General features: G+C 72.1%; 19 protein-coding genes. 8 read left to right on the top strand and 11 right to left on the bottom strand.

Features of this window, described 5'->3' with window-relative positions; genetic code table 11:
- Positions 1 to 79: 79 nt before the first annotated feature.
- From ACZ6SA_RS15025 to ACZ6SA_RS15035, 3 genes are all read right to left on the bottom strand, one after another.
- Positions 80 to 2,056, bottom strand: a complete 1,977-nt coding sequence (locus ACZ6SA_RS15025) for a bifunctional copper resistance protein CopD/cytochrome c oxidase assembly protein (protein WP_347642514.1) — start codon at positions 2,054 to 2,056, stop codon at positions 80 to 82.
- Entirely contained in the window at positions 2,053 to 2,649 is a 597-nt protein-coding gene (locus tag ACZ6SA_RS15030; protein WP_465828344.1) for a copper resistance CopC family protein, read from the bottom strand. The genes ACZ6SA_RS15025 and ACZ6SA_RS15030 overlap by 4 nt, the downstream gene beginning before the upstream one ends.
- A gap of 76 nt (positions 2,650 to 2,725) precedes the next feature.
- Complete coding sequence (locus ACZ6SA_RS15035; protein ID WP_347642512.1) at positions 2,726 to 4,009, bottom strand: helix-turn-helix domain-containing protein; 1,284 nt, start codon at positions 4,007 to 4,009, stop codon at positions 2,726 to 2,728.
- Between the two features lie 435 nt (positions 4,010 to 4,444).
- Here ACZ6SA_RS15035 and ACZ6SA_RS15040 point away from each other — a divergent pair, with 435 nt between their 5' ends.
- The gene (locus ACZ6SA_RS15040; protein ID WP_465828346.1) at positions 4,445 to 7,243 is read left to right on the top strand and encodes an AfsR/SARP family transcriptional regulator; all 2,799 of its coding nucleotides are present in this window, start codon (positions 4,445 to 4,447) and stop codon (positions 7,241 to 7,243) included.
- 4 nt (positions 7,244 to 7,247) lie between these two features.
- On the opposite strand, the gene ACZ6SA_RS15045 is transcribed toward ACZ6SA_RS15040, so the two are convergent.
- Positions 7,248 to 8,816 (bottom strand): helix-turn-helix domain-containing protein, encoded by a 1,569-nt coding sequence (locus ACZ6SA_RS15045; RefSeq protein WP_347642509.1) that lies wholly within the window; start codon positions 8,814 to 8,816, stop codon positions 7,248 to 7,250.
- 94 nt (positions 8,817 to 8,910) lie between these two features.
- On the opposite strand from ACZ6SA_RS15045, the gene ACZ6SA_RS15050 reads away from it, so the two are divergent.
- From ACZ6SA_RS15050 to ACZ6SA_RS15060, 3 genes are read left to right on the top strand one after another with little or no spacing between them, the layout of a single operon-like run.
- Positions 8,911 to 11,109, top strand: coding sequence for a molybdopterin cofactor-binding domain-containing protein (locus ACZ6SA_RS15050; RefSeq protein WP_465828348.1), 2,199 nt, complete (start codon positions 8,911 to 8,913; stop codon positions 11,107 to 11,109).
- Entirely contained in the window at positions 11,093 to 11,326 is a 234-nt protein-coding gene (locus ACZ6SA_RS15055) for an EF-hand domain-containing protein (protein ID WP_347642507.1), read from the top strand. The genes ACZ6SA_RS15050 and ACZ6SA_RS15055 overlap by 17 nt, the downstream gene beginning before the upstream one ends.
- A 29-nt stretch (positions 11,327 to 11,355) precedes the next feature.
- Positions 11,356 to 12,762 (top strand): NCS2 family permease, encoded by a 1,407-nt coding sequence (locus ACZ6SA_RS15060; protein ID WP_347642506.1) that lies wholly within the window; start codon positions 11,356 to 11,358, stop codon positions 12,760 to 12,762.
- Here ACZ6SA_RS15060 and ACZ6SA_RS15065 read toward each other — a convergent pair.
- Positions 12,759 to 13,694, bottom strand: a complete 936-nt coding sequence (locus ACZ6SA_RS15065; RefSeq protein WP_465828350.1) for an excalibur calcium-binding domain-containing protein — start codon at positions 13,692 to 13,694, stop codon at positions 12,759 to 12,761. The two genes, ACZ6SA_RS15060 and ACZ6SA_RS15065, sit on opposite strands and share 4 nt — an antisense overlap.
- Positions 13,695 to 13,843: 149 nt before the next feature.
- Between ACZ6SA_RS15065 and ald the strand changes: the two genes are divergently transcribed.
- Positions 13,844 to 14,959, top strand: a complete 1,116-nt coding sequence (ald, locus tag ACZ6SA_RS15070; RefSeq protein WP_465828352.1) for an alanine dehydrogenase — start codon at positions 13,844 to 13,846, stop codon at positions 14,957 to 14,959.
- A 6-nt stretch (positions 14,960 to 14,965) separates the two neighbouring features.
- Here ald and ACZ6SA_RS15075 read toward each other — a convergent pair whose 3' ends face one another.
- Positions 14,966 to 15,676 carry a DUF3105 domain-containing protein gene (locus tag ACZ6SA_RS15075; RefSeq protein WP_465828353.1) on the bottom strand — a complete coding sequence of 237 codons (711 nt, stop codon included), beginning with the start codon at positions 15,674 to 15,676 and terminating at the stop codon, positions 14,966 to 14,968.
- A gap of 121 nt (positions 15,677 to 15,797) precedes the next feature.
- On the opposite strand from ACZ6SA_RS15075, the gene ACZ6SA_RS15080 reads away from it, so the two are divergent.
- Positions 15,798 to 16,439: a DUF305 domain-containing protein gene (locus ACZ6SA_RS15080; protein WP_347642502.1), complete on the top strand. Its 642-nt coding sequence runs from the start codon at positions 15,798 to 15,800 to the stop codon at positions 16,437 to 16,439.
- Positions 16,440 to 16,443: 4 nt separating this feature from the next.
- Positions 16,444 to 17,841, top strand: coding sequence for a phytoene desaturase family protein (locus ACZ6SA_RS15085; RefSeq protein WP_347642501.1), 1,398 nt, complete (start codon positions 16,444 to 16,446; stop codon positions 17,839 to 17,841).
- Between the two features lie 75 nt (positions 17,842 to 17,916).
- Here ACZ6SA_RS15085 and ACZ6SA_RS15090 read toward each other — a convergent pair whose 3' ends face one another.
- From ACZ6SA_RS15090 to ACZ6SA_RS15110, 5 genes are all read right to left on the bottom strand, one after another.
- Entirely contained in the window at positions 17,917 to 19,005 is a 1,089-nt protein-coding gene (locus ACZ6SA_RS15090) for a threonine aldolase family protein (protein WP_347642500.1), read from the bottom strand.
- The gene (locus tag ACZ6SA_RS15095) at positions 18,987 to 19,616 is read right to left on the bottom strand and encodes an SDR family NAD(P)-dependent oxidoreductase (RefSeq protein ID WP_347642499.1); all 630 of its coding nucleotides are present in this window, start codon (positions 19,614 to 19,616) and stop codon (positions 18,987 to 18,989) included. The genes ACZ6SA_RS15090 and ACZ6SA_RS15095 overlap by 19 nt, the downstream gene beginning before the upstream one ends.
- On the bottom strand, positions 19,613 to 21,703 hold the full coding sequence (locus ACZ6SA_RS15100) for a DUF6421 family protein (protein ID WP_347642498.1): 2,091 nt from the start codon (positions 21,701 to 21,703) through the stop codon (positions 19,613 to 19,615). Before ACZ6SA_RS15100 ends, ACZ6SA_RS15095 begins: the two co-directional genes overlap by 4 nt.
- A gap of 97 nt (positions 21,704 to 21,800) precedes the next feature.
- Positions 21,801 to 23,582 (bottom strand): serine/threonine protein kinase, encoded by a 1,782-nt coding sequence (locus ACZ6SA_RS15105; RefSeq protein WP_465828356.1) that lies wholly within the window; start codon positions 23,580 to 23,582, stop codon positions 21,801 to 21,803.
- Entirely contained in the window at positions 23,582 to 25,045 is a 1,464-nt protein-coding gene (locus tag ACZ6SA_RS15110) for a zinc ribbon domain-containing protein (RefSeq protein WP_347642496.1), read from the bottom strand. The genes ACZ6SA_RS15105 and ACZ6SA_RS15110 overlap by 1 nt, the downstream gene beginning before the upstream one ends.
- 106 nt (positions 25,046 to 25,151) lie before the next feature.
- On the opposite strand from ACZ6SA_RS15110, the gene ACZ6SA_RS15115 reads away from it, so the two are divergent.
- A complete protein-coding gene (locus ACZ6SA_RS15115; protein ID WP_465828357.1) occupies positions 25,152 to 26,078 on the top strand; it encodes a hydantoinase/oxoprolinase N-terminal domain-containing protein in 927 nt (308 codons plus the stop codon).
- Positions 26,079 to 26,088: the final 10 nt, after the last annotated feature.

Raw genomic sequence — 26,088 nt, forward strand, 5'->3', positions numbered from 1 at the left:
TGCCCGTCTCCCCTGGAAGTCAGGCTACCCGGCGGTCCTGTGGCGCGGACGGAGAAGATAGAAGGCCGTGTCCGAACGGCTACTCGCCCTTGTCAGCACGGTTGAGACGGGCGAGATAGGCGTTGTAGGAGTCGAGCTCCGGGTCTCCGGCGCCGGAGCGGTCGGCCCTGCGGTCGGTGCGCCGTGCCTGCCGGTCGTCGTCCTGATACCACTGCACCGCGATGGCCAGCAGCACGATCAGCGTCGGGATCTCGCCGAACCCCCACGCGATGGCCCCGCCGTCGCGCTGCGTCTGCAGCAGCGTGTCGCCCCAGGGGCGGCCGAGCTGTTCGTACCATCCGGAGGCGATCACCGCGCCCATCATCATCAGCGCGATGCCGAAGAACGCGTGGAACGGCATGGTGACGAAGAGCATCAGCAGCCGCCAGACGTGCGGGAGCCGGTGGGGCCCCGGATCGACCCCGACGATCACCCAGAAGAACAGGCACCCGCTGATGAGGAAGTGCAGGGTCATCCAGATGTGCCCGAGATGCTCCTGCATGGCCGACTCGAACAGCGGCGTAAAGTAGAGCGCGTACGTCGACGCCACGAAGATGGAGGTCGCCACCAGGGGGTGCGTGACGACCTTGGTGAACCGGCTGTGCAGGATCGTGGTGATCCACTCCCGCGGCCCGCGATCGCCCCTCTTCGATGCGGGCTTGAGCGCGCGCAGGGCCAGCGTGACCGGCCCGCCGAGCACGAGGAAGATCGGCACGACCATGGAGAGCGTCATGTGCTCGATCATGTGCACGTCGAACATGACCTTGGCGTAGCGGGCCAGCCCGCTCTGCGTGGCGAACACCAGCAGCGCCACGCCGAAGAACCAGGACGCGGTGCGGCCCCACGACCAGGCGACACCGCGCCGTGCCAGCCGGTAGACGCCGGCTCCGTAGAGCCCGGCCAGGACCGCGGCGACCACGGCGAAGAACAGGTCGAGCCACCACAGCGTGAACACGTTCGCCAGCGACAGCTCCGGCGGCATGGGGAAGCCCAGCAGCTCGAACGCCCGGTCGGCGGGCACGACGACCTCGGGCGGCCGCGTGCGCGACAGCGCCACGGCCAGCCCGACGGTGGCGAGCATGAGCAGCGTCTCGCCGCCCGCCAGCCGGGTGAACGCCCGGGGCCGGCCGGCCGCGAGGTCGGCCAGCGTGCGCTGCCTGTGCCAGTAGCCCACGTAGCCGAGCAGCACGAACGCCACGATCTTGGCCACGGCCAGCAGGCCGTATTCGGACGTCCACAGGTCGGAGACCGCGCCCAGCCGCGCCACCAGGCTGAACAGCCCGGACAACCCCACGCCGACGTAGCACCACACCGCCATCCGGGAGAACCTGGCGGCGGCCACCTCCAGCTGCGGCTGACGGCGCAGCGCGTGCGCGGCCAGCACGACGAGCCCGCCCACCCACAGGGCGAGGGCGAGCAGGTGGAGCGCCACCGACGAGGTGGCCAGGTCGTGGTTGGGCGAGGAGGCGCTGTGCCCGGTCAGCGGCGCGGGCAACATCGTCGCCAGCGCGAACACCAGCAGTCCCGCGGCGGCTCCCGCCGTGATGGCGCCGCGGGAGAACAGCGCGATCGCCACCCCGAACAGCACCACGAGCGTCAGCGCCACACCCTGCGTGGTCTGGGTGGCGTAGCTGGTCAGGATGGTGCGCTCGAGGATCTGCGGCACGGTCCTGCCGATGGACTCCGCGGCCCCGAAGAGGATCGCGAGGAACGCCGACCCGGCCCATGCCAGCGCCGACCACGAGCTGGCCTTGACGTAGTCGACGGCGGTCCCGCCGAGCACGCCCTTGTCGTTGGGCAGCAGCGCGGCGGCCATCAGCAGCAGGCCGACGGTGAGCACTCCGGACGCGTCCATGAGGAGCTTGGACAGCGGCAGCCCCCACCTGACGACCGCGCCGGCGTCGGGCAGCCCGGGAATGATCTTGGGGAAGGCGCTGCCTCCGGCCATCATGCCGATCACCAGGGCGGCGATCGCGGCCCCCGCGCCGGCGAGCGCGAGACGCGCCGCCCGGCTCATGGCTTCTTCTTCCGCGCGCTGAGCAGGAAGCCGATGCCGATGCCGACGAGCGCGCCGATCACGATGATCAGCCAGACGGGGAACATGGCGTCCTGCCCGGCCGACGCCTGCTCGGCGTCCGGCGACGAGGCCGCGGGCGCGGCGGGCTCGGACGCGACGCTGCTCGCGGGCGCGGGCGCCTGGCTCGTCGCCGCCTCCTGGCTGGGGCTGGGACCGGGGGACGGCGTCTGCGCCCCCTCGACCCGGAACGGGATCTCCCCTTCGATCGGATGGCCGTCGGAGGACACGACGCGATAGGCGATCGTGTATTTCCCGTCGGGCAGCGGACCCTTGACCGCCTGGCGCACGACCGCGCCGTCCAGCTCGGGCTTGCCGAGCTGGTGCTGGTCGTCACCGGGCCCCCGCACGATCACGAACGGCATGCGCACCTTGGCGGTGAACTCGAGCTCGACCTCGTCGAGGGCCTTGACCTCGGCGCCCTTGGCCGGCGAGCTGCTCTTGAGCGCGTCGTGGGCCAGGGCGGGAGCGGCGCCGGACACGAGCAGGGCGGCGGTGAGAATCGCGGCGAGCGCCGCGAACGAGGATCTCTTCATGGCACCTTCAAGGCTACCGACGCCGCTGCCCGGTCCGGACCCCGATGTATGGGCCCGCTGGACGGGCCGGTGCCGCCTACAGACCCGCGCAGGCCAGCGCCCGCTGGTAGGCCTCGACGGCCCCCTCCGCGTCGCCCAGCTCTTCGATCGTCTCGGCCGTGGCCAGCCAGGTGGAGGCGGAGCGGCGGGAGTCGGGCAGCGGGGTCAGCCAGTCGCGCACCGACGCCACGTGACCTGCGGCCTCGGCGGAGCGCCCGACGGAGCCGTAGGCCCGGCCGAGCAGGAGGTTGGCCTCGGCGCCCAGCACGTGCCCGTACTCGGGGACCAGGCCTCTGCCGATCTTGGCGTGCTCGACGGCCTTGTCGAGGTCGCCGGTCATGTATTCGGCGTAGGCCAGTTCCACGTGGACCCGGGCCTTGTCGATCGTGCTGGTGGAGGTCTGCTCGAACTCGGCGACCGTCGCGCGCAGCTCGTCGCGCACGGCGCCGGCCTCGGCGGGCCGTGCCTTGAGCCGCTGCTGCAGGAGCGCGAGGCGCATCCTGGCGACGCTGCGCGGATGGCCGTTCTCCAGTTGCACCGCCATGGCCCGTTCGGCGAAGGACAGCGCCTCCTCGTTGTGGCCGGTGTTGTAGGCGACGTTGGACGCCATCCAGTTGGCGGCCACAATGGAGCGTGGCGTGCCGAGCGCGTCGGCCGCGTTGAGCAGCTCGGCCGCGAACTGGCGGGCGCGGAGCAGGTCGCCCCGGTGCATGTAGGCCGACAGCAGGGTCGCGGCCAGCTCGACGAGCGGATCGGTCCACGGCAGGCGGGCGCTCCCGCCCAGCATCTGCTCCCCCACCGTGACGGCTTCGGTCAGCCGCTCGCTGTCGCGGTAGGCGCGGCACAGCACCATGGCGACCTCGATGCGCCGCTCGGGCGACAGCTCCTCCTCGCGGAGCCCGAGGAGGATGGAGATCGCCTCGTCGAGGTCGCCGGCCGCCTCGGTGGCGAGGGCCAGCCCGAATTCGGTGTCTTGACGAAGTGTGGGCAATCCTGTCAGGTTGCTGTTGGCCAGCAGTTCGCGGAACCGGGTGCGGGCCTCGGCGACCTCGCCGTTCTCGAGCGCCAACCGTGCGTAACCGAGAGCCAGCTCGATGTCCTCCATCTGCTCGGCGGTCACACCGTTGATCAGATAGGACAACGAACACTCCAGTTTCTGGGCCAAGAGCTCCAGAACGGCAGGAGTCGGGGTACGCTTGCCACTCTCGATCAACGAGACGTAGCTGTCCGACAACTCGGGATGCGCCAGCTGTGCCTGTGACAGGCCGCGTTGTCGCCGAACTGTCTTGATGCGGAGTCCGACCAGGTCAGATGTGGTCACAGTCGTCGCTCCCTGAGAAGATATAGTCCGAGCAACCCCCACATAGGCGAGGGAGAACCCCCATGCGTATGCGTATTGCCCTGTCGGCACTGGTCACCGCGATGATGGTCGCTGCGGCCCTTGCGGGCAATGTTACGGCCGCGAGTGCCGAAATGTCCCCCGTCGGAGCCAATCAGGATTCCAGCGACTGCTGCTGAGGTCGCCCGGCCAGAGGGGCACACTCCCGGCGTCGGGGGCGCGTACACCGCACCTCGCTCCCGACAACTCCCCGGGACCATGAGGCACGCCCTCGTCATGTGTGCCCCTCGACCCCGCTCCGAAGTGTTCCTCCAGCCCGGCCTTGATCCAGGATTTTATCCGGCGCCGTCTACATTTGATCTACAGTGATCGCTTCGACGACGCCGGCTCGGGGCGATCAAGGAGCGGGGAGGTCGCGTGAGCGAAGAGATCTACATCCGCCTGCTCGGCGCGGTCACCGGTGAGCGGCAGGCCGAGCCCATCGATCTCGGCCCCGCCCGGCAACAGGTCACACTCGCACTGCTCGCCTCCGTCCCCGCCAGGCCCGTCCCGATGCACCGGCTCGTCTCCGGCATCTGGGGCGACGACGCCCCGCGCAACGCCGAGCAGAGCGTCTACACCTACATCTCCGGCTTGCGCCGCGCCTTCGAGCCCTCGCGCGGCCGCCGCGAGCCCTCGCGGTTGTTGTCGGGCACGTCCGCCGGATACGTGCTTCGACTGCGGCCAGGGCAGGTGGACGCGGTGCTGTTCGGCGAGCGCGTCGCCGAGGCACGCAAGGCGCAGCGGAGCGGCGACGACCTGCAGGCCGTGCGCGCTCTCGACCAGGCCCTGCGGATGTGGCGCGGCATCGCGCTGAGCGGCCTGTCGGGCCCGTTCGTGGAGCAGGAACGCGACCGCCTGGAGCAGCTCAGGGTGTCGGCGATCGAGCAGCGCGCGGAGAGCCTGCTGCGCCTCGACCGCCACGCGGAGATCATCGAGGAGCTGCGCGACCTGACCCGCCAGCGCCCTCTGCGCGAGCGGGCCCGCGAGCTGCTCATGACGGCGCTCTTCCGCTCGGGGCGCCAGGCGGAGGCCCTGGAGACCTTCGAGGAGGGCCGCGCCGTCCTCGCCGAGGAGCTGGGCCTGTCCCCCGGCGAGGGGCTGCGCAGGTGCCACGAGATGGTGCTGCGCGCCGACACGGCCCCGCTCTCGCCGCCGGCGCCGCACCAGCTGCCCCGGCGGCTGGCGGTGTTCGTGGGCAGGGCGGATGAGACCGGCCGGCTGAAGGAGCGGCTGGCGCCCGGGCACGACGCGCCGCCCGCTCCCCTGGTGATCATCACGGGCTCGCCGGGCGTCGGCAAGTCGGCGCTGGCGGTGCAGGTCGCCCACCTGGTGGAGGAGCGGTTCCCCGACGGCCAGCTCTACGTCAACTGCCGGGCCGCCACGCCCGAACTGCCCGCGCTCACCGCCCTGGAGGTGCTCGGCCGCTTCCTGCGCGCGCTCGGCGTGCCGCCTCACGCCGTGCCCTCCGACCTCGACGAGGCGGCCGCCGTGTGGCGCAGCCGCCTGCACGGCCGGCGGGTGCTGGCGCTGCTCGACGACGCCGGGGACCTGGCGCAGATCCGGCCGCTGCTGGCCACGCCGTTCGGCAACTCGCTGCTGGTGACCAGCCGCGAGACCATGACGTGGGGCGACGACTACTTCCAGCTGGAGCTGGACCGCATGTCCCACGCGGAGTCGGCCACGATGCTGGCCGGGCTCGCCGGCGCGGGCCGGGTGGCGGCGGACGCTGGGCAGACGGCGAGCCTGGTCCGGTTGTGCGAGGGCCTGCCGCTGGCCCTGAAGATCGCGGGCGCGCGCCTGGCCGCCCGTGCCGACTGGACCGTGGCGACGCTGGCCGCCCGGCTCAGCGACGAGCGGCGGCGCCTGCACGAGCTCGCCGTGGGCGACCTGGCGGTGCGGTCCAGCCTGGCGGCCGGCCACACCGCGCTCGAACGCGGCCGCCGGGCCGTCGACCGGCAGGCCGCGCGCATCCTCGCGCTGCTCGGCCTGCTGCACGTACCGGAAGCGACCGCCGAGGTGGCGGGCGCGCTGCTCGGCGTGCCGCCCGCCGAGGCGGAGCCGGGGCTGGAACGCCTGGTCGACGCCCACCTGCTCGACCGCGCCGGCCACGGCCGCTACCAGCTGCACGACCTCGTCCGCCTCTTCGCGGGCGAGCTGCGGCCGGACGGCGCCACGGACGCGCTCATCCGCGTGTTCTCCTACTACGCGGCCTCAGCGCGGCTGGCGAGCAGCGTCATCGACCCGCACCGCGTGCAGACCGCCGCCCCCGTGGACGCGGTTCCCCATCAGGTCTCCGGCTTCGAGGAGGCCAAGGCGTGGCTCTACGAGGAGGAGCCCATCCTGGTCGCCGCGGCCGCCCAGGCCATGGGCTCTCCCGACGAGGCGATCGCCAGGCTGGGGATCAACCTCGCGTTCGGCCTCGCCTGGCACCAGCAGCGGACCTACGACATGACGACGATGCTCGCGCTGAACACGCAGGCCCTGCGGGTCAGCGAGCGGCTCGGCGACGAGACGAACGCGCAGCTCGCCCACGACCACGTCGCCAACGCGCTGCGCATGACGGGCCGCACCGACGAGGCCGTCGCCCATCTGCGGGCCTCGCTGGCGATCGCCAGACGCCGCGGCGACGCCTTCGGCGAGCAGCGCGCGATGGGCAACCTCGCCGTCGTGAACATCTCGGGCGAGCGCTTCGACGAGGCGCTCCCGTGGGCGGAACGCCAGCTCGCCCTGGCCAGGAGCATCGGCTCGCGGGTGGGCATCCGCTACGCGCTGCTGATGACGGGCAACGCCCACTGCGGCGCAGGGCGTCCCGAGAAGGCGTGCGAGCCCCTCCACGCGGCGCTCGACGACGCCCAGGAGGCAGGCGACCTCACCCATGAGGCGCAGATCCGCATGGGGCTCGGGGAGACCCATCTCGCCATGGGCCGGCCGGAGGAGGCGCTGGAGCAGCTCGTACGAGCCTCCGAGCTCATGACGCTGGTCGGCTACCGGATCGGGAAACTGCGCTGCCTGGTCGGGCTGTCGTACACGCACCGGGTCATGGGGCGGCCGGACCGGGCGCTGGCCTGCGTGACCGAGGCCGCAGGCTTCGGCGGCGCGCTCGGCAACCCGCGCTGGGAGCGGCGGCTCGCGGAGGAGCAGGCGGCCGTGCACGAGGCGCTGCACCAGGTCTGATCCGCTAGCGCGGCGGGCCCGTGTCCCTGAGCGCGAGGAAGAAGTCGACCCGGTCCGCCATCGCCGACAGGTCCCTGCCGGTCAGCTCCTCGATCCTGCGGACGCGGTAGCGGACGGTGTTGACGTGCACGTGCAGCCGCTCGGCGCAGGCGTTCCACGAGCCGGCGCAGTCGAGGTAGACGCGCAGGGTGCGCACCAGCTCCGACTGGTGCGTGCGGTCGTAGTCGAGCAGCGGCGCCAGCAGCCGGGCGGTGAACGAGCGGCGCACGTCGGCCGGCACGGTGGCCAGCAGCAGCGCGTGCGTGTAAATCTCGTCGCTGGTCACCACGCCGCCGGCGCGGGCCTCGGCCAGCCGTCTGGCGTGCCGGGCCTCCTCGACGCCGCCCTTGACGGCTGCGGCACCGGTCAGGGCGCCGCTCAGCCCGACGCTGACGCGCGTGTCCGGCAGGGCGGACAGCACCCGGACGCCGGCGCGCAGCCGGCCGGCGACCTCGGAGGCGGTGCGCTCGCGCAGCGGCACCACGGCGACCGCGCCCTCCGCCCGCGCCGCAGGATCCACCGCTGGGTCCACTCCCGGGTCCGCCTCCGGCCCCACCCCTGGTTCCGCCCCCGGGTCCACCGCAGGAACCACCGCCGCGACCGCCTCGCGGCCGAGCAGCTCCTCGACGACCCGGCCGCCGAGCGCGGACGGGCCGGGGACGCCCCGCCCGGACACGGTGGCGTTCACGATCGTGTACGGCTCCGCCGCGCCGATGCCGCACGTCCGCAGCCTGGCGTTCAGCTCCGGCAGGCCGGCCCCGGCGAGCGCGGCGGCGACGAGCTGCTCGACCAGGCGACGCTCCACCCTGCGCCCCTCCTCCATCCGGCTGCGTTCGAGCGCCACGCAGGCGGCCAGCTCGTAGCCGACGTCGGCCCGGCCGAGCAGGTCGCCGTCGCAGGCCAGCGCCCAGCCCGCGGCCCGGTGGCCGCGCCCGACCGCGAAGACCGTGGTGGCGCCGGCGAGCGCGGGCAGCCGGGGCGCCGTCAGGTACGCCGTCGCGAGGCGCACCGGGTCGTCGGCCGCGCCGACGAGGACCTCGCCCGACGCGGACACGACGGCGCCGGTGACGCCCAGCTCGGCGGCGGTCAGCCGGAACAGCTCGGGCAGGTCCGCGCCCTCGGCCATGGCCGCGACGAGCCTGCGGTGGCTGCCGAGCGCCTCGCGGACGTCCCCGGACAGGCGGGGCACGACCAGCTCGGCCAGCGTGCGGAAGGACACCTCGGTCGGCACCTCCACCAGGGGCAGCCCGGCGGCCCTGCAGGCGGTCACCAGGTCGCCGGGCACGTGGCCGAGCCAGGCCTGCCCGGCCCCGAGCGCGGCGACGCCGGCCTCGGCCAGCGCGGCCACGAAACGCGCCGAGTCGCCGGGCTCGTGCCACCACATGAGCCCGGTCAGGACCAGCTCGCCGCCGCCCAGGTAGCGCCCGGGCTCGGGCAGGTCGGTGATGTGCACGGTGCTGAACTCGCGGGCGGGGTCGCCGGCGAGCAGCGTGAGGCGCAGCTCCTCGATGGCCAGCAGGTCAGAGATCCGCATTTGGAGGAATATACAAGCAGGTGTGCACAACCGCTGACCCGGATTTGACGCCGGGCGCATAGGACGGAACCGGCGGCGGTGCTCTACTCGGAAGATGACGGAGACGGCGAGCACCACCACCGCGGGACAGGGCGTCGGTGAGAGCGCGCGGCGGCCGGACGCCGTACTCAAGGTGACCGGCGAGTTCGCCTACGCCTCTGACCTGTGGCTGGACGGCATGGTGTGGGGCGTGACGCTGCGCAGCCCGCACCCGTCGGCGTGGATCCGCTCGATCGACGCGGGCCCGGCGCTGAAGATCGACGGGGTGCTGGCGGTGCTCACGCACGAGGACGTGCCGGGCGCCAGGTTCTTCGGGCTGGACCGCAGGGACCAGCCGGTGCTGGCCATCGACCAGGTCCGCTACCAGGGGGAGCCGGTGGCGCTGGTGGCCGCCGACCATCCGGAGACGGCCCGCAGGGCGGCTGCGGCGATCGTGGTGGACTACGAGGTACGCGAGGCGGTCACCGACCCTCGCCAGGCCAGGGACGTGGTCCGCCACCAGCCGGTACGCCGGGGCGACACGTTCGAGGCGGAGGTCGTCGTCTCCGGCGAGTACGAGGTCGGCATGCAGGACCAGGCCTTCCTCGGCCCGGAGTCGGGGCTGGCGGTGCCCGCCGAGGACGGCGGCGTCGACCTGTACATCGCCACCCAGTGGCTGCACGTGGACCGCGACCAGCTCGCCCCCTGCCTCGGCCTGCCGCACGACAAGGTACGCCTGACGCTGTCGGGAGTCGGCGGCGCGTTCGGCGCGCGCGAGGACCTTTCCATGCAGGTGCACGCCTGCATGCTGGCCCTGCGGCTGAACCGCCCCGTGAAGATCGTCTACGGGCGCGAGGAGTCGTTCTTCGGCCACGTGCACCGCCACCCGGCCCTGATGCGCTACGAGCACGGCGCCACCCGCGACGGCCGGCTCGTCTACGTCAAGGCGGACATCCTGCTGGACGGCGGCGCCTACTGCTCGTCCTCACCCGCGGTCGTGGGCAACGCCGCCTCGCTGGGCGTGGGGCCGTACGAGGTGCCGAACGTGCGTGTGGACGCCACCGGCGTCTACACCAACAACCCGCCGTGCGGCGCGATGCGCGGGTTCGGCGCGGTGCAGGCGTGTTACGCGTACGAGTCGCAGATGGACCGCCTGGCGGAGGCGTGCGGCCTGTCGCCGGTCGAGATCCGCGTCCGCAACGCCGTCGCGCAGGGCTCGCGCCTCATCACCGGCCAGCTGATCGACGCTCCGGCCCCGCTGGCCGCGATGTTGCGCGACCTGGAGTCGATGCCGCTGCCGCAGGGGCCGCCCGCCACGGACCTGCGGGCGCTGCCGGGCGGCGTCTCGCAGACGACCCACGGCGAGGCGGTGCGCCGGGGCGTCGGCTACGGCGTCGGGATCAAGAACATCTGCTTCTCGGAGGGCTTCGACGACTATTCCACGGCCCGCGTGCGTGCCGAGCTGGTCGGGGGCGAGCCGCACGTCACCGTGCACACGGCGGCGGCCGAGGTGGGCCAGGGCCTGGTGACGCTCCAGGCGCAGATCGCCCGCACGGAGCTGGGCATCGAGAACGTCACCGTGGCCACCGCCGACACCGCGGTCGGCTCGGCCGGCTCGTCGTCGGCCTCCCGGCAGTCGTACGTCACCGGGGGCGCGGTGCGGGCGGCCTGCGAGGCCGTGCGGGAACGGTTCGGCGGCCGGCCCGCCCGGGAGGCGCTGGAGAGGTCCGGGCCGATCGAGGAGACGCGTGAGTACCGGCACCGCCCCACGTACCCGATGGATCCGGTCACGGGGCAGGGCGACTCGCACACGCAGCTCGCGCTCTGCGTGCACCGGGCGGTCGTGGACGTGGACGTGGAGCTGGGCCTGGTCAAGGTGGTCGAGCTGGCGGCCGTGCAGGACGTGGGCCGGGTGCTGAACCCGCAGGCGCTGGAGGGCCAGATCCACGGCGGGTCCGCGCAGGGGCTGGGGCTGGCGCTGATGGAGGAGATCCAGGTCCGCGACGGCCTCGTGCTGAACCCGTCCTTCACCGACTACCTGATCCCCACCATCCTCGACATGCCGCCCATGCAGATGAAAATCCTGAAAAATCCAGACCCTGCGGCCCCGTACGGATTGCGCGGCGCCGGCGAGCCTCCGACCCTCTCCTCCACCCCGGCCATCGCGGCGGCGGTGCGCGCGGCGACCGGCCTCCGGTTGACTCGCGTTCCGATTAGGCCAGAAGATATCGCCTTGTTCGACAACGGGGAGGTTTCTCATGGCAAGCGCACGTGAGGCGGCCGAGGCGGAGTTCCGGCGTTTCGACGCCGACGGCGACGGCCTGCTGACCGCCGCCGAGATCCGCCAGGCCAACGAGGCTCTGGGCGGGCTGGGCGCGTCCGAGAGCGAGATCGAGGCGTTCATCGCGTCCGCCGACAACGACGGCGACGGGACGATCGGGCTCGACGAGTTCGTCGGCCTGGTAGGCCACGGGCGGCACGAGAAGGCGTGATCTCGTCCCCCGCCGGGTAATGGCCCGGCATGCCCCCTGATCGTTGGGGGGATGGCGTGCTCGACAGGTTCTTCGAGCTCACCGGGCGGGGGACCACCGTCGGCCGTGAGGTGCGTGGCGGGCTCACGACGTTCATGGCCATGGCCTACATCATCCTGCTCAACCCCATCATCCTGGCCGGCGCCAGGGACGTCACGGGCGCCCGGCTCTCGATCGCCGAGCTGACCACCTCGACCGCCCTGGCCGCGGCCGTCTCCACGCTGCTGATGGCCGTCGTCGGCAACGCCCCCTTCGGCCTGGCCGCCGGACTCGGGCTGAACGCGGTCGTCGCCTACCAGGCCGCGCCGCACATGACGTGGGCGCAGGCCATGGGCCTGGTGGTGCTGGAAGGCCTGGTGATCATCGTGCTGGCCGTGACCGGCCTGCGCACGCTGATCATGAACGCGATCCCGCTCGCGCTCAAGCACGCCATCAGCGTGGGGATCGGGCTGTTCATCGCTCTGATCGGCCTGGTGGACGCCGGGTTCGTGGCGGCGGGCGAGGGCACGCCCGTGCAGCTCGGCGCGACCGGCCACCTCGCGGGCTGGCCGGTCACGTTGTTCTGCTTCGGCCTGCTCCTGATGATCGTCCTGTACGTCCGCAGGACCCCGGCCGCGATCCTCATCAGCATCGCCGTCACCGCCGTCCTCGCCATCGTGGTGAATTCGCTGGCCACCATCCCCCCGCAGGCGTGGGGCGTGGTCGCGCCGCGTGTGCCCGAGTCGCTGGTCTCGGCGCCGGACTTCGGGCTCGTCGGCGCGTTCGACCTGTTCGGCGGCTTCGCCAGGGCAGGGGCGCTGACGGCGACCGTGGTGCTGTTCACGCTGGTGTTGTCCGGCTTCTTCGACGCCATGGGCACGATCATCGGCGTCAGCGACGAGGCCGGGCTGATCGACGAGCGCGGGCAGGTGCCCCGGCTGGGCCGGATCCTGACCGTGGACGGCGTGGCCGGCATGGTGGGCGGCTCGGCCAGCGCCTCGGCGAACACCGTCTTCGTGGAGTCGGCCGCCGGCGTCGGCGAGGGCGCGAGGACCGGCCTGGCCAGCGTGGTGACCGGGGCGCTGCTGGGCGTGACGCTGCTGTTCACGCCGCTGGCCGGGGTGGTGCCCGCCGCGGCGGCCGCACCCGCGCTGGTGCTGGTCGGGGCGCTGATGATGATGCAGAGCAGGAACGTGCCCTGGGACGATCCGGACCTCGCCGTGCCGGCGTTCCTGACGATCGCGCTGATGCCGTTCACCTATTCGATCACGAACGGCGTGGGCGCCGGAGTGATCGTCTACACCCTCATCAAGGCGGCCAGGGGCCGCTTCTCGGAGATCCCGTGGCTGCTCTGGATCGTCTCGCTGGTCTTCCTGGCCTACTTCGCCATCGACGGGCTGGAGCAGCTGTTCACCTAACGGATGTCGGCGCTGTTGCAGGCCACGCCGTTGCGGTCGACGTCGGTGTACCAGCCGTATTCGGCGTGCGTGCCCTGGTAGTAGGGGCCGTCGCCGGCGGCCACGGCTTCCTTGCAGCTCGCGTAGCGGCGGTCGGTGGAGCGCGCTGCGCCGGTCTGCGTCGTGCCGGTGCCGCCGGTCTGGGTCGTCCGCGGAACGCCGGTGGAGGTGGGCCCAGTGGAGGTCGGCCCGGTGGAGGTGGACCCGGTGGAGGTCGGCCCGGTGGAGGTGGGGCCCGTGGACGCGGGGCCGGTCGGAACGGGATCGCTGGAGGCGGGGCCGGACGGGGTCGCGCTCGGCGTGCCGCCCAGCAGGCGCGCCACCAGCGCGTCGGCATCCTCCTTCGTGTATCCCGCGATGCTCATGCTGTCGCCGTCCATGTGCTGCGTGACGATGGGCGCGGCCAGCACGGTCTTGGGCACCTCGGGCTTCTCCGGCGCCAGCACGACGGCGACCTGCCGCTGCTCGGGCACCTGCTCGTCGATGAGCTGGACCAGCCGCTCCTTGAACGCCGGCGCGATCGCGATGCGCACGGAGTACTGGCCGTCCCTCTCGCGCACCGGCTCGATCTTCTGCACGGCGCCGACCGTGACGCCGTCCTCAAGGAGGTAGCAGGTGGTCTGCTCGGCGTCGAGCACGGCGGGGTCGCCGGGGCAGGGGGCGGGCTTGGCCTCCCTGACGGGGGCGAAGTGGATCGGCACGGACAGCCGCGTGGGCGGCGTGCCGCCTAACAGCGGGGTGTCGGGACTGCGGGTCATCAGGACCGCGACCGTGCCGAGCACACCTGCCACGAGCACGACGAGGACGAGCGAGACGATCAGCACGATGGTGGTGAGCCTGCTGGCCTGCGGCTCTCCCGGGTCCGCGGGTGGCGGCTCTTCGGGTTTGTCCATCGATGGCGACCTCATCCTGATGTTCGGGATGCGGGTGAGCTTATCGAGGACGGGCGGCACGCAGGTAATCAGCCGAACAATCCTCACTTCTCATCGCTATAGAAGGAAGACTGAGGGTAAATCACCATATTGGCGAAAAGAGTTGTCTTATGAAGGTCGGTGTACCCCGAGAGGTCAAGAACAGCGAATATCGCGTGGCCCTGACGCCCGCCGGGGTGCACGAGCTCGTCCGTCACGGCCACCAGGTCTACGTCGAGCGCGACGCGGGCGCCGGCTCGTCCATCCCCGACGCCGACTTCGCCGCGGCGGGCGCCGTGCTGGTCCCCGAGGCCGACGAGCTCTGGTCCGCGGCCGACCTGGTCATGAAGGTCAAGGAGCCGATGCCGGAGGAGTACCACCGGCTGCGCAAGGGCCAGGTGCTGTTCACGTACCTGCATCTGGCGGCGAACAAGGAGTGCACGCGAGCCCTGATCGACTCGGGCTGCACCGCGGTCGCCTACGAGACCGTGCAGACGCCCGGCGGCGCGCTGCCGCTGCTCGCGCCCATGTCAGAGGTCGCGGGCCGGCTGGCGCCGCAGGTCGGCGCCTACCACCTGATGCGCTCGGAGGGCGGCAGAGGCGTGCTGATGGGCGGCGTCTCCGGCGTGCGGGCGGCACACGTCGTGGTGCTCGGCGCCGGGGTGTCCGGCATGAACGCGGCCGCCATCGCCCTCGGCATGCAGGCCGAGGTGGTGCTGCTGGACAAGAACATCGACAAGCTGCGCCAGGCCGACCTGATCTATCAGGGCCACTGCCAGACGATCGCCTCCAACACGCTGGAGGTCGAGCGCGCGGTGCTGGAGGCGGACCTCGTCATCGGCGCCGTGCTGGTGCCCGGCGCGAAGGCGCCGACGCTGGTGAGCGACGACCTGGTCAGCCGGATGAAGCCGGGCTCGGTGCTGGTGGACATCTCGATCGACCAGGGCGGCTGCTTCGCCGGCTCCCGCCCGACCACGCACGAGCGGCCCACCTACCGGGTGCACGACTCGATCTTCTACTGCGTGGCCAACATGCCGGGCGCGATGCCGCACACCTCGACGTTCGCGCTCACGAACGTCACGCTGCCGTACGCGCTGGCCGTCGCCGACCGGGGCTGGCAGCGGGCCATGCGCGAGGACCCGGCGCTGGCGCTCGGCCTGAGCACCCACGAGGGCCGGCTGACCAGCCGGCCCGTGGCCGAGGCGCACGCGCTGGAGTGGACGCCGCCGGAGGACGTGCTCGCCTGAGCGCTCCTACTGCTGGGACTCGCCGGGCGCCGGGGAGGTGGTCTCCATCGGCGACTGCTGCTGGCCCGTGGGCTCGGGCGGCAGGGGCGCCTGGTCGGCCGTGGTGGTGACGGCGGCCTCGCCGCCGCAGGTGGCGCCGAGCTCGGGAGTGTCGGGCCCGTTCTGGTATTTCTTGATGAACGCCCCGAGCTTCGGGTCGCCCGCGTCGGTCAGCTTCAGCTGGTGACCCCACGACGAGACGACGATCGGCGACGGCAGGTTGGGGAACGGGCTCATCAGCATGTAGTCCTGCTGGCCCGTGGAGGAGGCGACCTCCGTCAGCGCGTCGAGCTGCGCCTTCGGCAGGTCGGGCCGGTAGGTGATCCAGATCGCCCCGTGTTCCAGCGAGTGCACCGCGTGCTCGCTGTGGATCGGCTTGTCGTAGATCGCGCACTGCTGCCAGTTGTTGTGGTGCTGGCCGCCCACCGGCGGCGTCTCCTTGTAGGCGACCTTGGCCCACACGTGCTGGCCGCCTTCGTACTTCGCGCTGGTCACCGCGTCGAGCGAGGTCTCACGGGCCTGTTTGACGAGGTAGAAGCCCACCACGCCGACGAGCAGCACGACGATGAGACCGCCGGTGCCCCACATGAGCAGCGCTGCGCGGCGCTGTTTGCGCCGCTGCTCGGCCCGCATCCTGTCCAGATGCTCGCGCCGTGCCTGCGCCTTCTCCTTGGCCATCGTTCCTCCATCGGCGTACCAAACTCCGGTCACCCTATGCCCTCCGGGCGTATGGGGGTAATAAGAGCTCCATACGGGTCCGATCACGGGCGCTGCCCCAGGTGGGTACGCTGTACTGACCATGGAAACGCCCGCGCGGAAATCGTTGCTCGCCATCGCCGGCGTGCTGGTGCTGGCCGTGGCGGCGTTCCTGCTGTTCGGCCGCGGCGGCACCCCCGGCGACACCTCCCCTGAGGCCGGTTTCGCCCGCGACATGGCCACCCATCACGCGCAGGCCGTCGACATGGCGTTCAAGATCAGGGACAAGGGCCCCGCCCCCGAGATCGACAGCCTCGCCTTCGACATCATCAACACCCAGGCCAACCAGCGCGGCATGTTCCTGGGGTGGTTGCAGCAGTGGGAGCTCACGCAGTCGACCGACCAGCCCGCGATGACCTGGATGCGCGGTCACGGACACGGCGGCGCGTCACCCGCTCCCGGCGCCCCCGGGACCATGCCCGGCATGGCGAGCCCGCAGGAGCTGACCAAGCTCAGGCAGGCGCAGGGCAAGGACGCCGAGGTGTTCTTCCTGCAGCTGATGATCCGCCACCACGAGGGCGGCGTGGAGATGGCCGAGGGCCTGCTCAAGCTCTCCACGCGGGCCGAGGTGGTCAACATGGCCCAGAAGATCGTCGCCAGCCAGAGCGGTGAGATCGAGCTCATGACCAAGCTGCTCGAGAAGCGGGGCGCGCGGCCCTACCCGTCGATCCTGACCCCCCGATAGGGCCATGAGCCCCGACGTCGCCGTCGTGGGGTCCGGGCCCAACGGGCTCGTCGCCGCCGTCCTGCTGGCCCGCGCCGGGCGCAGGGTGCTGCTGCTCGAAGCCGCCGACCGGTTCGGCGGCGGGCTGCGCTCCGGCGAGCTGACGCTCCCCGGCCGGGTGCACGACCTCGGCGCGACGGTGATGGCCATGACCCTGGCCTCCCCCGCCTTCCGCGAGCTCCGGCTCCAGGGCGTCGAGTTCGCCCATCCGCCGGTCGCCGCCGCCCATCCGTTCGACGACCGTCCCGCCGTACTCGTGCACCGCGACGCCCGCCGCACCGCCGAAGGGCTCGGGCGCGACGCGGGCGCGTGGCTGGCGACCGCGGGGGCGACCGCCAGGGCCGGGCTTCCCCTGGTGGAGCTGCTGCTCAAACCGCTCGGGCCGTGGACGGTCCCGCCGTCCACGTTCGCGCGGGCGGCCAGGTTCGGGACGATGGCGGCGCTGCCCGCGACGACCTTCGCCAGGCGCGCGTTCAGCACCGTGGAAGGACGGGCGGTGATCGCCGGCATGGCCGCCCACTCCGTGCTCGACCTGCGCTCACCCATCACCGCCGGCTACGGCCTGCTGCTGGCGTCCCTGGCCCACCTGGTGGGCTGGCCGCTCGTACGGGGCGGGTCGCAGGTCCTCGCCGACGCCCTCGTCGCCGAGCTGCGCTCCCTCGGCGGGCAGGCCGTCACCGGCCACCGCGTGCACCGGCTCGCGGAGCTGGACGCGCCCGCGATCGTGCTCGACGTGACGCCCCGGCAGCTCATGTCGATGGCCGACCTCCCCGGCGGCTACCTGCGGCGCCTGCGCCGCTTCCGTCACGGGCCCGGGGTGTTCAAGCTGGACTGGGCGCTGGACGGGCCCGTGCCGTGGCGGGATCCCGCGGTGGCGGGCGCGGGCACGGTGCACCTGGGCGGGACGCTGGAGGAGATCGTGCTCAGCGAGGCGGAGACGGCCGCCGGGCGGCACTCGCCGCGGCCGTACGTGCTGCTCGTCCAGCCGTACGCGGCCGACCCCACGCGGGGCGGGCACACGCTGTGGGCCTACTGCCACGTCCCCCACGGCTCGGACGTCGACATGACGGACGCCGTCGAGAGCCAGATCGAACGGTACGCCCCGGGCTTCCGTGACCGCGTCCTCGCCCGCCACGCCATGGGGCCCGCGGCGCTGGAGGCGGCCAACCCCAACCTGGTCGGAGGCGACATCAGCGGCGGCCTGGCGAGCCTGGGGCAGTTCGTCAGGCGCCCGGTCTGGTCGCCCGCGCCCTGGCGTACACCGCTGCCCGGGGTGTTCCTCTGCTCCTCGTCGACGCCGCCGGGGCCGGGCGCGCACGGCATGGGAGGCTGGCAGGCGGCCCGCCTCGCCCTCCGCCCCTGACCTCCGCGCCCGACCGGCGTCGACGTTCCGGACCGGACCCCGCGCGCGCCGGGGCGGGTCCGGAACAGTGTGGTGTCAGGTGGTGGGCCGGGAGGAGGAGGCGGCGGTCATCTCCTCGGCGACCGCGGCGGCGAAGGCGTCGACGTCCGCCTCCGTCGTGTCGAACGCGCACATCCAGCGCACCTCGCCCACGGCTTCGTTCCACATGTAGAAACGGAACCGCTTCTGCAGCCGCAGGACGACGTCCTTGGGCAGGACGGCGAACACGGCGTTGGCCTCGACGGGGCGCGGCACCCGCACCCCCGGGATGGGGCGCACGGCCTCGGCGAGCCGCCGGCCCATGGCGTTGGCCTGGCGGGCGTTGCGCAGCCACAGGTCGCCGTCCAGCAGCGCCTCGAACTGCGCCGAGACGAACCGCATCTTCGACGACAGCTGCATGAAGGTCTTGCGGATGTAGTCGACGCCCCGCGCCGCGTCGGGGTTGAGCACCACGACCGCCTCGCCGTACAAGAGGCCGATCTTGGTCCCGCCGAACGACAGCACGTCGACCCCGGCGTCCGTGGTGAGGGCCCGCATCGGTACGTCGAGGGCGGCGGCGGCGTTGGTGAGCCGGGAGCCGTCGAGGTGGACGAGCAGGCCGAGGTCGTGGGCGTGGGCGCAGAGGGCGGCGATCTCGTCGGGGGTGTAGACGGTGCCGAGCTCCGTGGTGTTGGACAGGGACACGACGCGCGGCTGGGCGCGGTGCACGTCGCCGAACCCCCACGCCTGCCGGTCGATCAGCTCGGGGGTGAGCTTGCCGTCGGGTGTGGGGACGGTCAGCAGCTTGATGCCGCCGGCCACCTCGGGCGCCCCGCCCTCGTCGGTGTTGATGTGGGCGCTCTCGGCGCAGATGACCGCTTCCCAGTGGGCGGTCATGGCGCGCAGGGAGACGACGTTCGCGGCCGTGCCGTTGAACACCGGCCAGGCCTGCGCGCGCTCGCCGAAGTGCCGCCGGAAGGTGTCCTGCAGGGCCTCGGTGTAGACGTCGTCGCCGTAGGAGATCTGGTGCCCGCCGTTGGCCGCCGCGACGGCTTCGAGGATCTCGGGGTGCACGCCGGCGTAGTTGTCGCTGGCGAACGAGATGAGCTGGGGGTCGTGCCGGGGAATCAAGAAGTCAGGTCCCATCGCGTGCCGTTGATCTCCGCCGCGGGCCGGTCGTAGAGGCTGCCGACCGCCGCGGCCAGGTCGTCGACGTCGGTGAAGCCGGCGAACGCGGCGTCCGGCCTGGCCGCGCGCATGGCGTCGTTCACCAGGGCTCTGACCACCAGGATGGTGGCCGCGCTCGAGGTGCCGCGGAGCGCGTCGGCCAGGGAGAGCGTCCAGGCCTCCGACGCGGCCTTGGCCGCCGCGTAGGCGGCGCCGCCCGCCTCCGGGTTCTGGGCCGCCTTGGCCGAGACGATCACGAAGCGGCCGTTGTCGCTGCGGCGCAGCAGCGGCTCGAAGGCCAGCGACACGTGCTGCAGCGTGCGGATCAGCAGGTCGTGCAGCACGTCCCAGTCGGCGAGGTCGGTGTCGGCGAACGAGCCGCCCCCGCGCCACCCGCCGACCAGGTGCACCACGCCGTCGACGCGCCCGTGCTCACGGTCGATCCGGCCGGCCAGGTCGTGGACGGCGGCGCGGTCGAGCAGGTCGACGTCCTGCTTGTCCACGCCGATCACGGTGTGCCCATTCTTCCGGAAATATCCGGTAACTGCCTCGCCGGTGGGCCCGCCGGCCCCGGTCACCAGAATGATCATGCTCGGAGTCCCTTAGTCGATTCGACCACGTCGGCCAGCTTACGGCGGAGCGCCTCGTAGAACATGCTCAGGGGGAACTCGTCCGGCAGCACCGCGTCCACCTTGGCCTTCTGCTCCTCGGGCAGCGCCTGGATCCCCTGCGCCCAGGTCGAGGCGGGGTGCGGCGGCACGTACGCGCTCACCAGCTCGTACGCCGCCAGCCAGTGCGCCAGCTTGGACCTGTCGATGCTGTCGCGGTACAACTTCTCGACCTCGCCCCGCAGGTCGGCCACGCCGTCGGCGACCCGCTCCCAGTCGATGGTGAGCCGGTTGTCGGTCCACCGCACGATGTCGTTGCGGTGCAGGTACGCGAAGAGCAGCTGCCCGCCGAGCCCGTCGTAGTTCCGCACCCGCTCCCCCGTGATCGGGAACCTGAACAGCCGGTCGAACAGGATCGCGAGCTGCACGTACCGGGCGTACGGAACTCCCCGCGCCTGCAGCTTCACCGCCTCCCCGAACGCGGTCAGGTCGCAGCGCAGCTCCTCCAGCGAGTACAGCCAGTACGGCATCCGCTGCTTGATCATGAACGGGTCGAACGGCAGGTCGCCGTGGCTGTGGGTGCGGTCGTGCACCAGGTCCCACAGCACGAACGTGTCCTGCGCGAGCCGCTGCGACTCCAGCAGCCTGGCGGCGTCGGGCGGCAGGTCCAGCCGGAGCGTCTCGGTCGCGGCCCTGGACACCCGCCGGAACCTGGCGGCCTCCCGGTCGGCGAAGATGCCGCCCCAGGTGAACCGCTCGGGCGCCGTCCGCACCGCGACCGTCTCGGGGAACAGCACGGCGGAGTGGGTGTCGTAGCCGGAGGTGAAGTCCTCGAACGCGATCGGCACGAACATCGGGTTGTCGTAGCCGTCCGCCTCCAGTTCGGCCAGCCATCCCGGCCAGATCGTGCGGATCCAGACGGCTTCGAGGTTGCGGTTCGGGTTGCCGTTCTGGGTGTACATGGGGAAGACGACGACGTGTTCCAGACCGTCCTCGCGCTGGCGGTCGGGGTGGAACAGGTCGAGCGAGTCGAGGAAGTCGGGCACGCCGAGGCCCTGCTCGGCCCACGTGGCCAGGTCGGCCTGGACGGCCCGCAGGTAGGCGGCGTCATGCGGGAAGTACGGCGAAAGCTCGCCCAGGTGCCCCGCGATCGCCTCCACCAGCTCGCCGGCCCTGCCCTTCGACTGCTCCGGCACCGAGCCGTCCTTGACCTGCAGCGGCCTGAGCTCCTCGACGGCCTCCTTGAGCCTGCCGAACACCGCCGCCCTTCCGCCACGGGCCTCCTCACGCGCGGATCCCGCACCGGGAGCCGGGACGCGGGCGGCCCAGGTGACGACGTTCCCCCAGAGCGTGCGGTGGTCGTAGTCGTCGATGGAGTCGTCACCGAACAGGTCGGAGTCGGCGAACACGACGACGCGGCCCTGGCCGTAGCGGAGCGCGAGGGCCAGCGGCGCGCCCGCGGGGTCGGCGCTCGGCGAGCTAGCGAACAACACGGTCGCGCCCCCCGCGAGCCCGCCCTCGGCGGTCACGGTGAGCGCGCCGGAACGGTAGAAGCAGGCGGTCCCGACGCCGGCGAGCAGCCCGCCCGAGGTGGCGGGCTCGGCCAGCACCCACGTGGCCACGTCCCGGTGGGCGCGCTTCGGGTCGCGCACGGTGGTGTGCTCGACGCCCGCCCCGAACCGTGCGAGCAGCTCGTTCAGGTTGTTGCCGTACTTGTCCTGCTCCTCCTCGGCCAGCACCACCAGGCCGCCGCCCGCCGCGACGAAGGACTGGACGGCGTCCAGCTCGGCGGCGGTGAGGACGGGGCTGCCCTGGCCGGTCGTCCGCTCCCACCGCTCCCCGGACGGGTGCGCGATGACCAGGACGTCCTGGTCCGCCAGCACCTCGGGGCCGAGCGCTCCGGCCGTGTGCGCCGCGACCGTGTGCCCCAGGTGCCGCAGCAGTCCGGCCGCGCGGGCGTAGCTGTTGTCGTCGGGATGGGCCGGGTTGATGGCCTCGGCCACCTCGCGCCGGACGGTCCACGACTCGTTGTGGGCCTCGTCGAACAACACCCGGGGGAACGCATGCATGAAAGATCTCCTGCTTCTACCGCTTTCAGGCGCAAAATATACACACAGATCCGGCATACTTCGCCAAAGCCTCCCGAATGATGAGACAGGCCGGCCGTCAGGACACGTGGACGCTCTGCCTGATGCGCGCCTGGGTGGCGTCGTCACAGGTGGCCTTGGCGCAGAAGTACATGATGAGCATGGTCTTCGGCTCGCGGTCGATCACGTAGCTGACGAAACCCAGCCTGGTGCCGGTGACCGGGTCGCGCAGCGCGCCGTCGAAGCGGGTCGCGGGGCTGTTGCCGGCCTGGTCCGGCACGGGCCTGCCGACGTCGACCTGGCCGGGCAGCAGGGCGTCCATCTTGGCCTTCATCTGCTCGGAGGTGCCGCCGGCGTCGAGCGTGTCGGAGACCTGGACGTACAGACCGGAGGCGCTCTCGGGCTCGTCGGCGACGATCTCCGAGACCGTCGACCAGTCGGCGGCGGGGCCGGCGACGAACAACTTCTCGAACTCGGTGGCATGCGGCGAGGCCACCGCGAACAGGTCCTGATGGGTGCGTACGGCCCAGTCGCCGGGGTACTCGAACGTGAGCGGCGCGGCGGAGCTGGTCTTGTAACGGGACCAGGTCTCCCCCTGGTGGTTCACGACGATCATCACGACCAGGGCGAGCGCCGCGGCGGCGGCGACCAGCGTGGCCACCACGATCGGGACGCGTCCGGGACGCCTCGGCGCGGACGGCTGCGTGGGCGCGGCACCGCCCGGAGAACCCGCGGGCGCACCGGAGTAGGGGTCCGCCTGCGGCCCGGAACGGAGATCCGCGGGCGAACCGGAGTAGGGATCCACCGGCGAACCAGAACGAGGGCCCCCAGGCGAACCGGAGCGGAGATCCCCGTGCGGTCCAGGGTGGGGGTCGGCGTGCGAACCGGACTGCTGGCCCGGGTGCGGGCCCGGGTGGGCGGCGTGCCGCCCTGGCCGGAGTACGGGGTGCGGGCCCGAGCCCGGTGTGGGGCGGGGCACGAGATGCGGCCCCGAGGACCCTCCCGGCGAAGGCTCCCCCTGGCGCCCGCTCATCGCCCCGCGCAGCGCGGTCACGAACTCCGCGCAGGTCGCGTAGCGCTGCTCGGGCGCCTTGGCCAGCGCCCGCATCATCACGGCGTCGACCTGCGGCGGCAGGTCGGGCCTGAGCTGCGACAGCGGCGTCGGCTGCTCGGCCAGGTGGGCCCAGAGCAGCGCGATGTCGTTCTCACGCTGGAACGGCAGCCGCGCCGACAGCGCCTCGTAGACGACGCAGGCCAGCGCGTACTGGTCGCAGCGGCCGTCGATGGTCTCCTTGTTGATCTGCTCGGGCGACATGTAGCGGGGCGTGCCGATGAACTGGTCGGTCTGGGTCAGCCCGGAGATCGACGAGCGGTGCTTGGTGATGCCGAAGTCGGTGAGGTAGACGTGGTCGCCGGCCAGCAGGATGTTGGCCGGCTTGACGTCGCGGTGGATCAGGTCGTGCGCGTGGGCGGCGTCGAGCGCGGCGGCGACCTGGGCGAAGATGTGGTTGGCCGGGCCGAGCGGCAGCGGCCCGCGGTCGTAGATGAGGCGGCGCAGGTCGAGGCCGTCGACGTAGCGCATGGCGATGTAGAGCACGCCGTCGGCGTCGGCGTTGGCCTCGTAGATCGGGATGATGTTGGGGTGCTCGATGCTGGCGACCGTCCTGGACTCCAGGATGAACCGCTGCCTGAACCGGTCGTCGACGCTGAGCACCGGGTTGAGGATCTTCAGCGCCACGCGGCGGCTCAACCGGGGGTCGAGCGCCAGGTAGACGACGGCCATGCCGCCCTTGCCGACGATGTCCTCGATGTAGTATCCGGCCACCTCCTGGCCGATGAGCGATCTTTCGTTCACGTGCATCACGTCTCGATGGGGTGGCCGCAGTAGCCGCAGAAACGATGCGCGGGGCCGAGCTTCATACCGCACGAGGTGCAGTACGTGATCGCCGGGTCCGGCGCGGTCATCACCTGCTGCTGCCGCGGGGCCACGTGGAACGGCTGGGAGCGCCGTACGACCACGGTCTGGTGGGCGCCGTCGTCGGGCGGTGGACCGGCCGCGAGCGGCTGCGCCGGTGTGGTCGGTTCTTCGGGAGCGCGGCGGCGCCACAGCAGATAGGCTCCGCCGCCCGCAGCCAGGAAGAGGATCCCCGCCGCCAGGAGGAACGGCCACAGCGGTGTGGAGCCGGCCGGTTCGGCCGCCGCCTGCCGCGTGCCCTGGTCCTCGGGGCCGCCCCGCTTGGCCAGCGAGGTCTTGAGCAGTTCCGCGGCCACCACGTTGCCCGGGTAGAGCTCGAGCACCCGCTGGAAGCCCGGCGCCGCCTCGGTGAAGTATTTCGTGTGGTAGCGGGTCAGCGCCGCCTCGAACGCCGTGTCGATCGCGCCCCTGCGCGGCTCCACGCCGGCCTCCGTGAGGGCCTTGGTGATCTCCCTGACGCCGATCATCCTGGCGTCGTCGCCGCCGCCGGCGAGCAGGCCGATGACGTGGCCGTCCTTGTCGCCGATGACCGGCGCGCCGATCATGCCCCTGTCGGCCAGGCCGCCGAGCTTCACCGGCTCGTTCACCTTCTTGTCGGGGTCGGTGAAGGGCCTGCCGGCGTCGCCCGACGTGCCGCCCCGGCCCAGGTGGGCGATCTCGACCGTGTGGGTGGTCTTCGGTCCGGGACGGCCCAGGAATCCGGCCACGCTGGTGGGCGCGCCCTGCTGGTCGGGCACCTTGTCCGCGAGCGGCGCGGTGGGCATGCCGACGCTTCCCGCCACGGGGTCGAGCGGCACCAGCACGGCGGGGCTGTCGGCCTTCCCGCCCGCCTTGGCGAGCTTGAGCTGGTAGCCGTCGGCGCTGGCCGGCGACACGTTGGGGAAGGCGGTGATCTCCGTGGTCACGTTGATGATGCAGGTGGCCGTGTCGCTCCTGGGCGGGTAGCAGTCCTGCAGGTGCCGGTCGAGCAGCTCGTTCGAGAGCTCGTGCTTCTTGTCGTCGGCCGGGATCTCGACGTCGTGGTGCTCGGCGAAGATCTTGTTCGCGGCGCGTACGGCGACGTCGTCGTCGTTCACCGCCAGGCGGCGGAGCGCGACGACGCTCCCGTCGGGGTTGACGACGGTCCCCGTTCCCTCGGCGAACGGGAAGTCGTAGGACCGCTCCACATGTTTGAGCCGGCCGACGTGGTCGAGCAGGGTGATCTCCACGTGGGACACGGCCTCCAGCCGTACCACGGCGGGGCTCACCAGGTCGGTGATCCCGCTCGGATGCTCGTGTGCGGCGACCGGCATCGCGACCAGCACGAGCGCCGCCGCGACGCCACTGGCAAGTGCTCTGAGGCGCGCCATCTCTCCGCTCCCAAAGGCTGGATTAAGACCAGGGTCCCAATCGGGTGCCGTAAGTCAATAGACGACTACGTAGACAAGCGCTTGCTAGGGGACGTGACGTACGCGGATGGGGTTCGTGATCGGCGTCGATGTCGGTGGCACCTTCACCGACGTGGTCCTTCGCGCCAAGGAGACCCGGCGCGGCACGCTGGCCGTGGCCAAAGTATTGAGCACCCACTACGACCCCATCGCGGGAATCCTCGCCGGCGTTACGCGCGCGCTCGGCGACCGCGACCCCGCTCAGGTCGAACGGGTGGTGCACGCCACCACGCCGGCGACCAACGCGGTGCTCGAACGCACAGGCGTACGGGTGGCTCTCGTCACCACCCAGGGCTTTCGCGCCACCGTCCCGCTCGGCCGGTACGCCCGGGTCGAGGAGGACCGCTACGACCTCCGCTTCACGCCGCCTCCCCCGCCGGTGGCCCCGGGCGACTGTTTCGAGGTGGTGGAGCGCATGTCCGCGCGCGGCGCCGTGCTGACGCCGCTGGACCCGGAGTCCGTACGAGCGGCCGCCGCCGGGATCGTCCGGCGCGGCATCGGGTCGGCGGCGGTGTGCCTGCTGCATGCGTACGCCAATCCTGCGCACGAGCGGCAGGTGGCGGCGATCCTGCGCGAATCGGTGCCGAACGTGGTGACGTCCTCGGACGTCTGGCCGGAGATCCGGGAGTACGAGCGCGCCACCACCACCATCATGTCCGCTTATATCGGCCCATTGATGGCTTCCTACCTTTCGCGGCTCCGCGAACGGCTGGCCGGAATCGGCATCGACGCGCCCATCCACGTCATGGAGTCCAGCGGCGGCGTCATCTCCGCCGAGCTGGCCGCCCGGCGGGCGGTGGCCACGATCGAGTCGGGCCCCGCCACGGGAGTGCTGGCCGCGGCGGGCGCCGGGCGGGCACCGGCGTGCCCATCAGAGTCTCCCGAGGGGACCGTCGTCTTGAGGCGACGGGTGAATCGGGAGCGGGAGGGCCGTCAAGGCCCGAGCGTGCCCTGACCGGTCGGGT

This window comes from Nonomuraea sp. NPDC049378 (assembly GCF_055586745.1).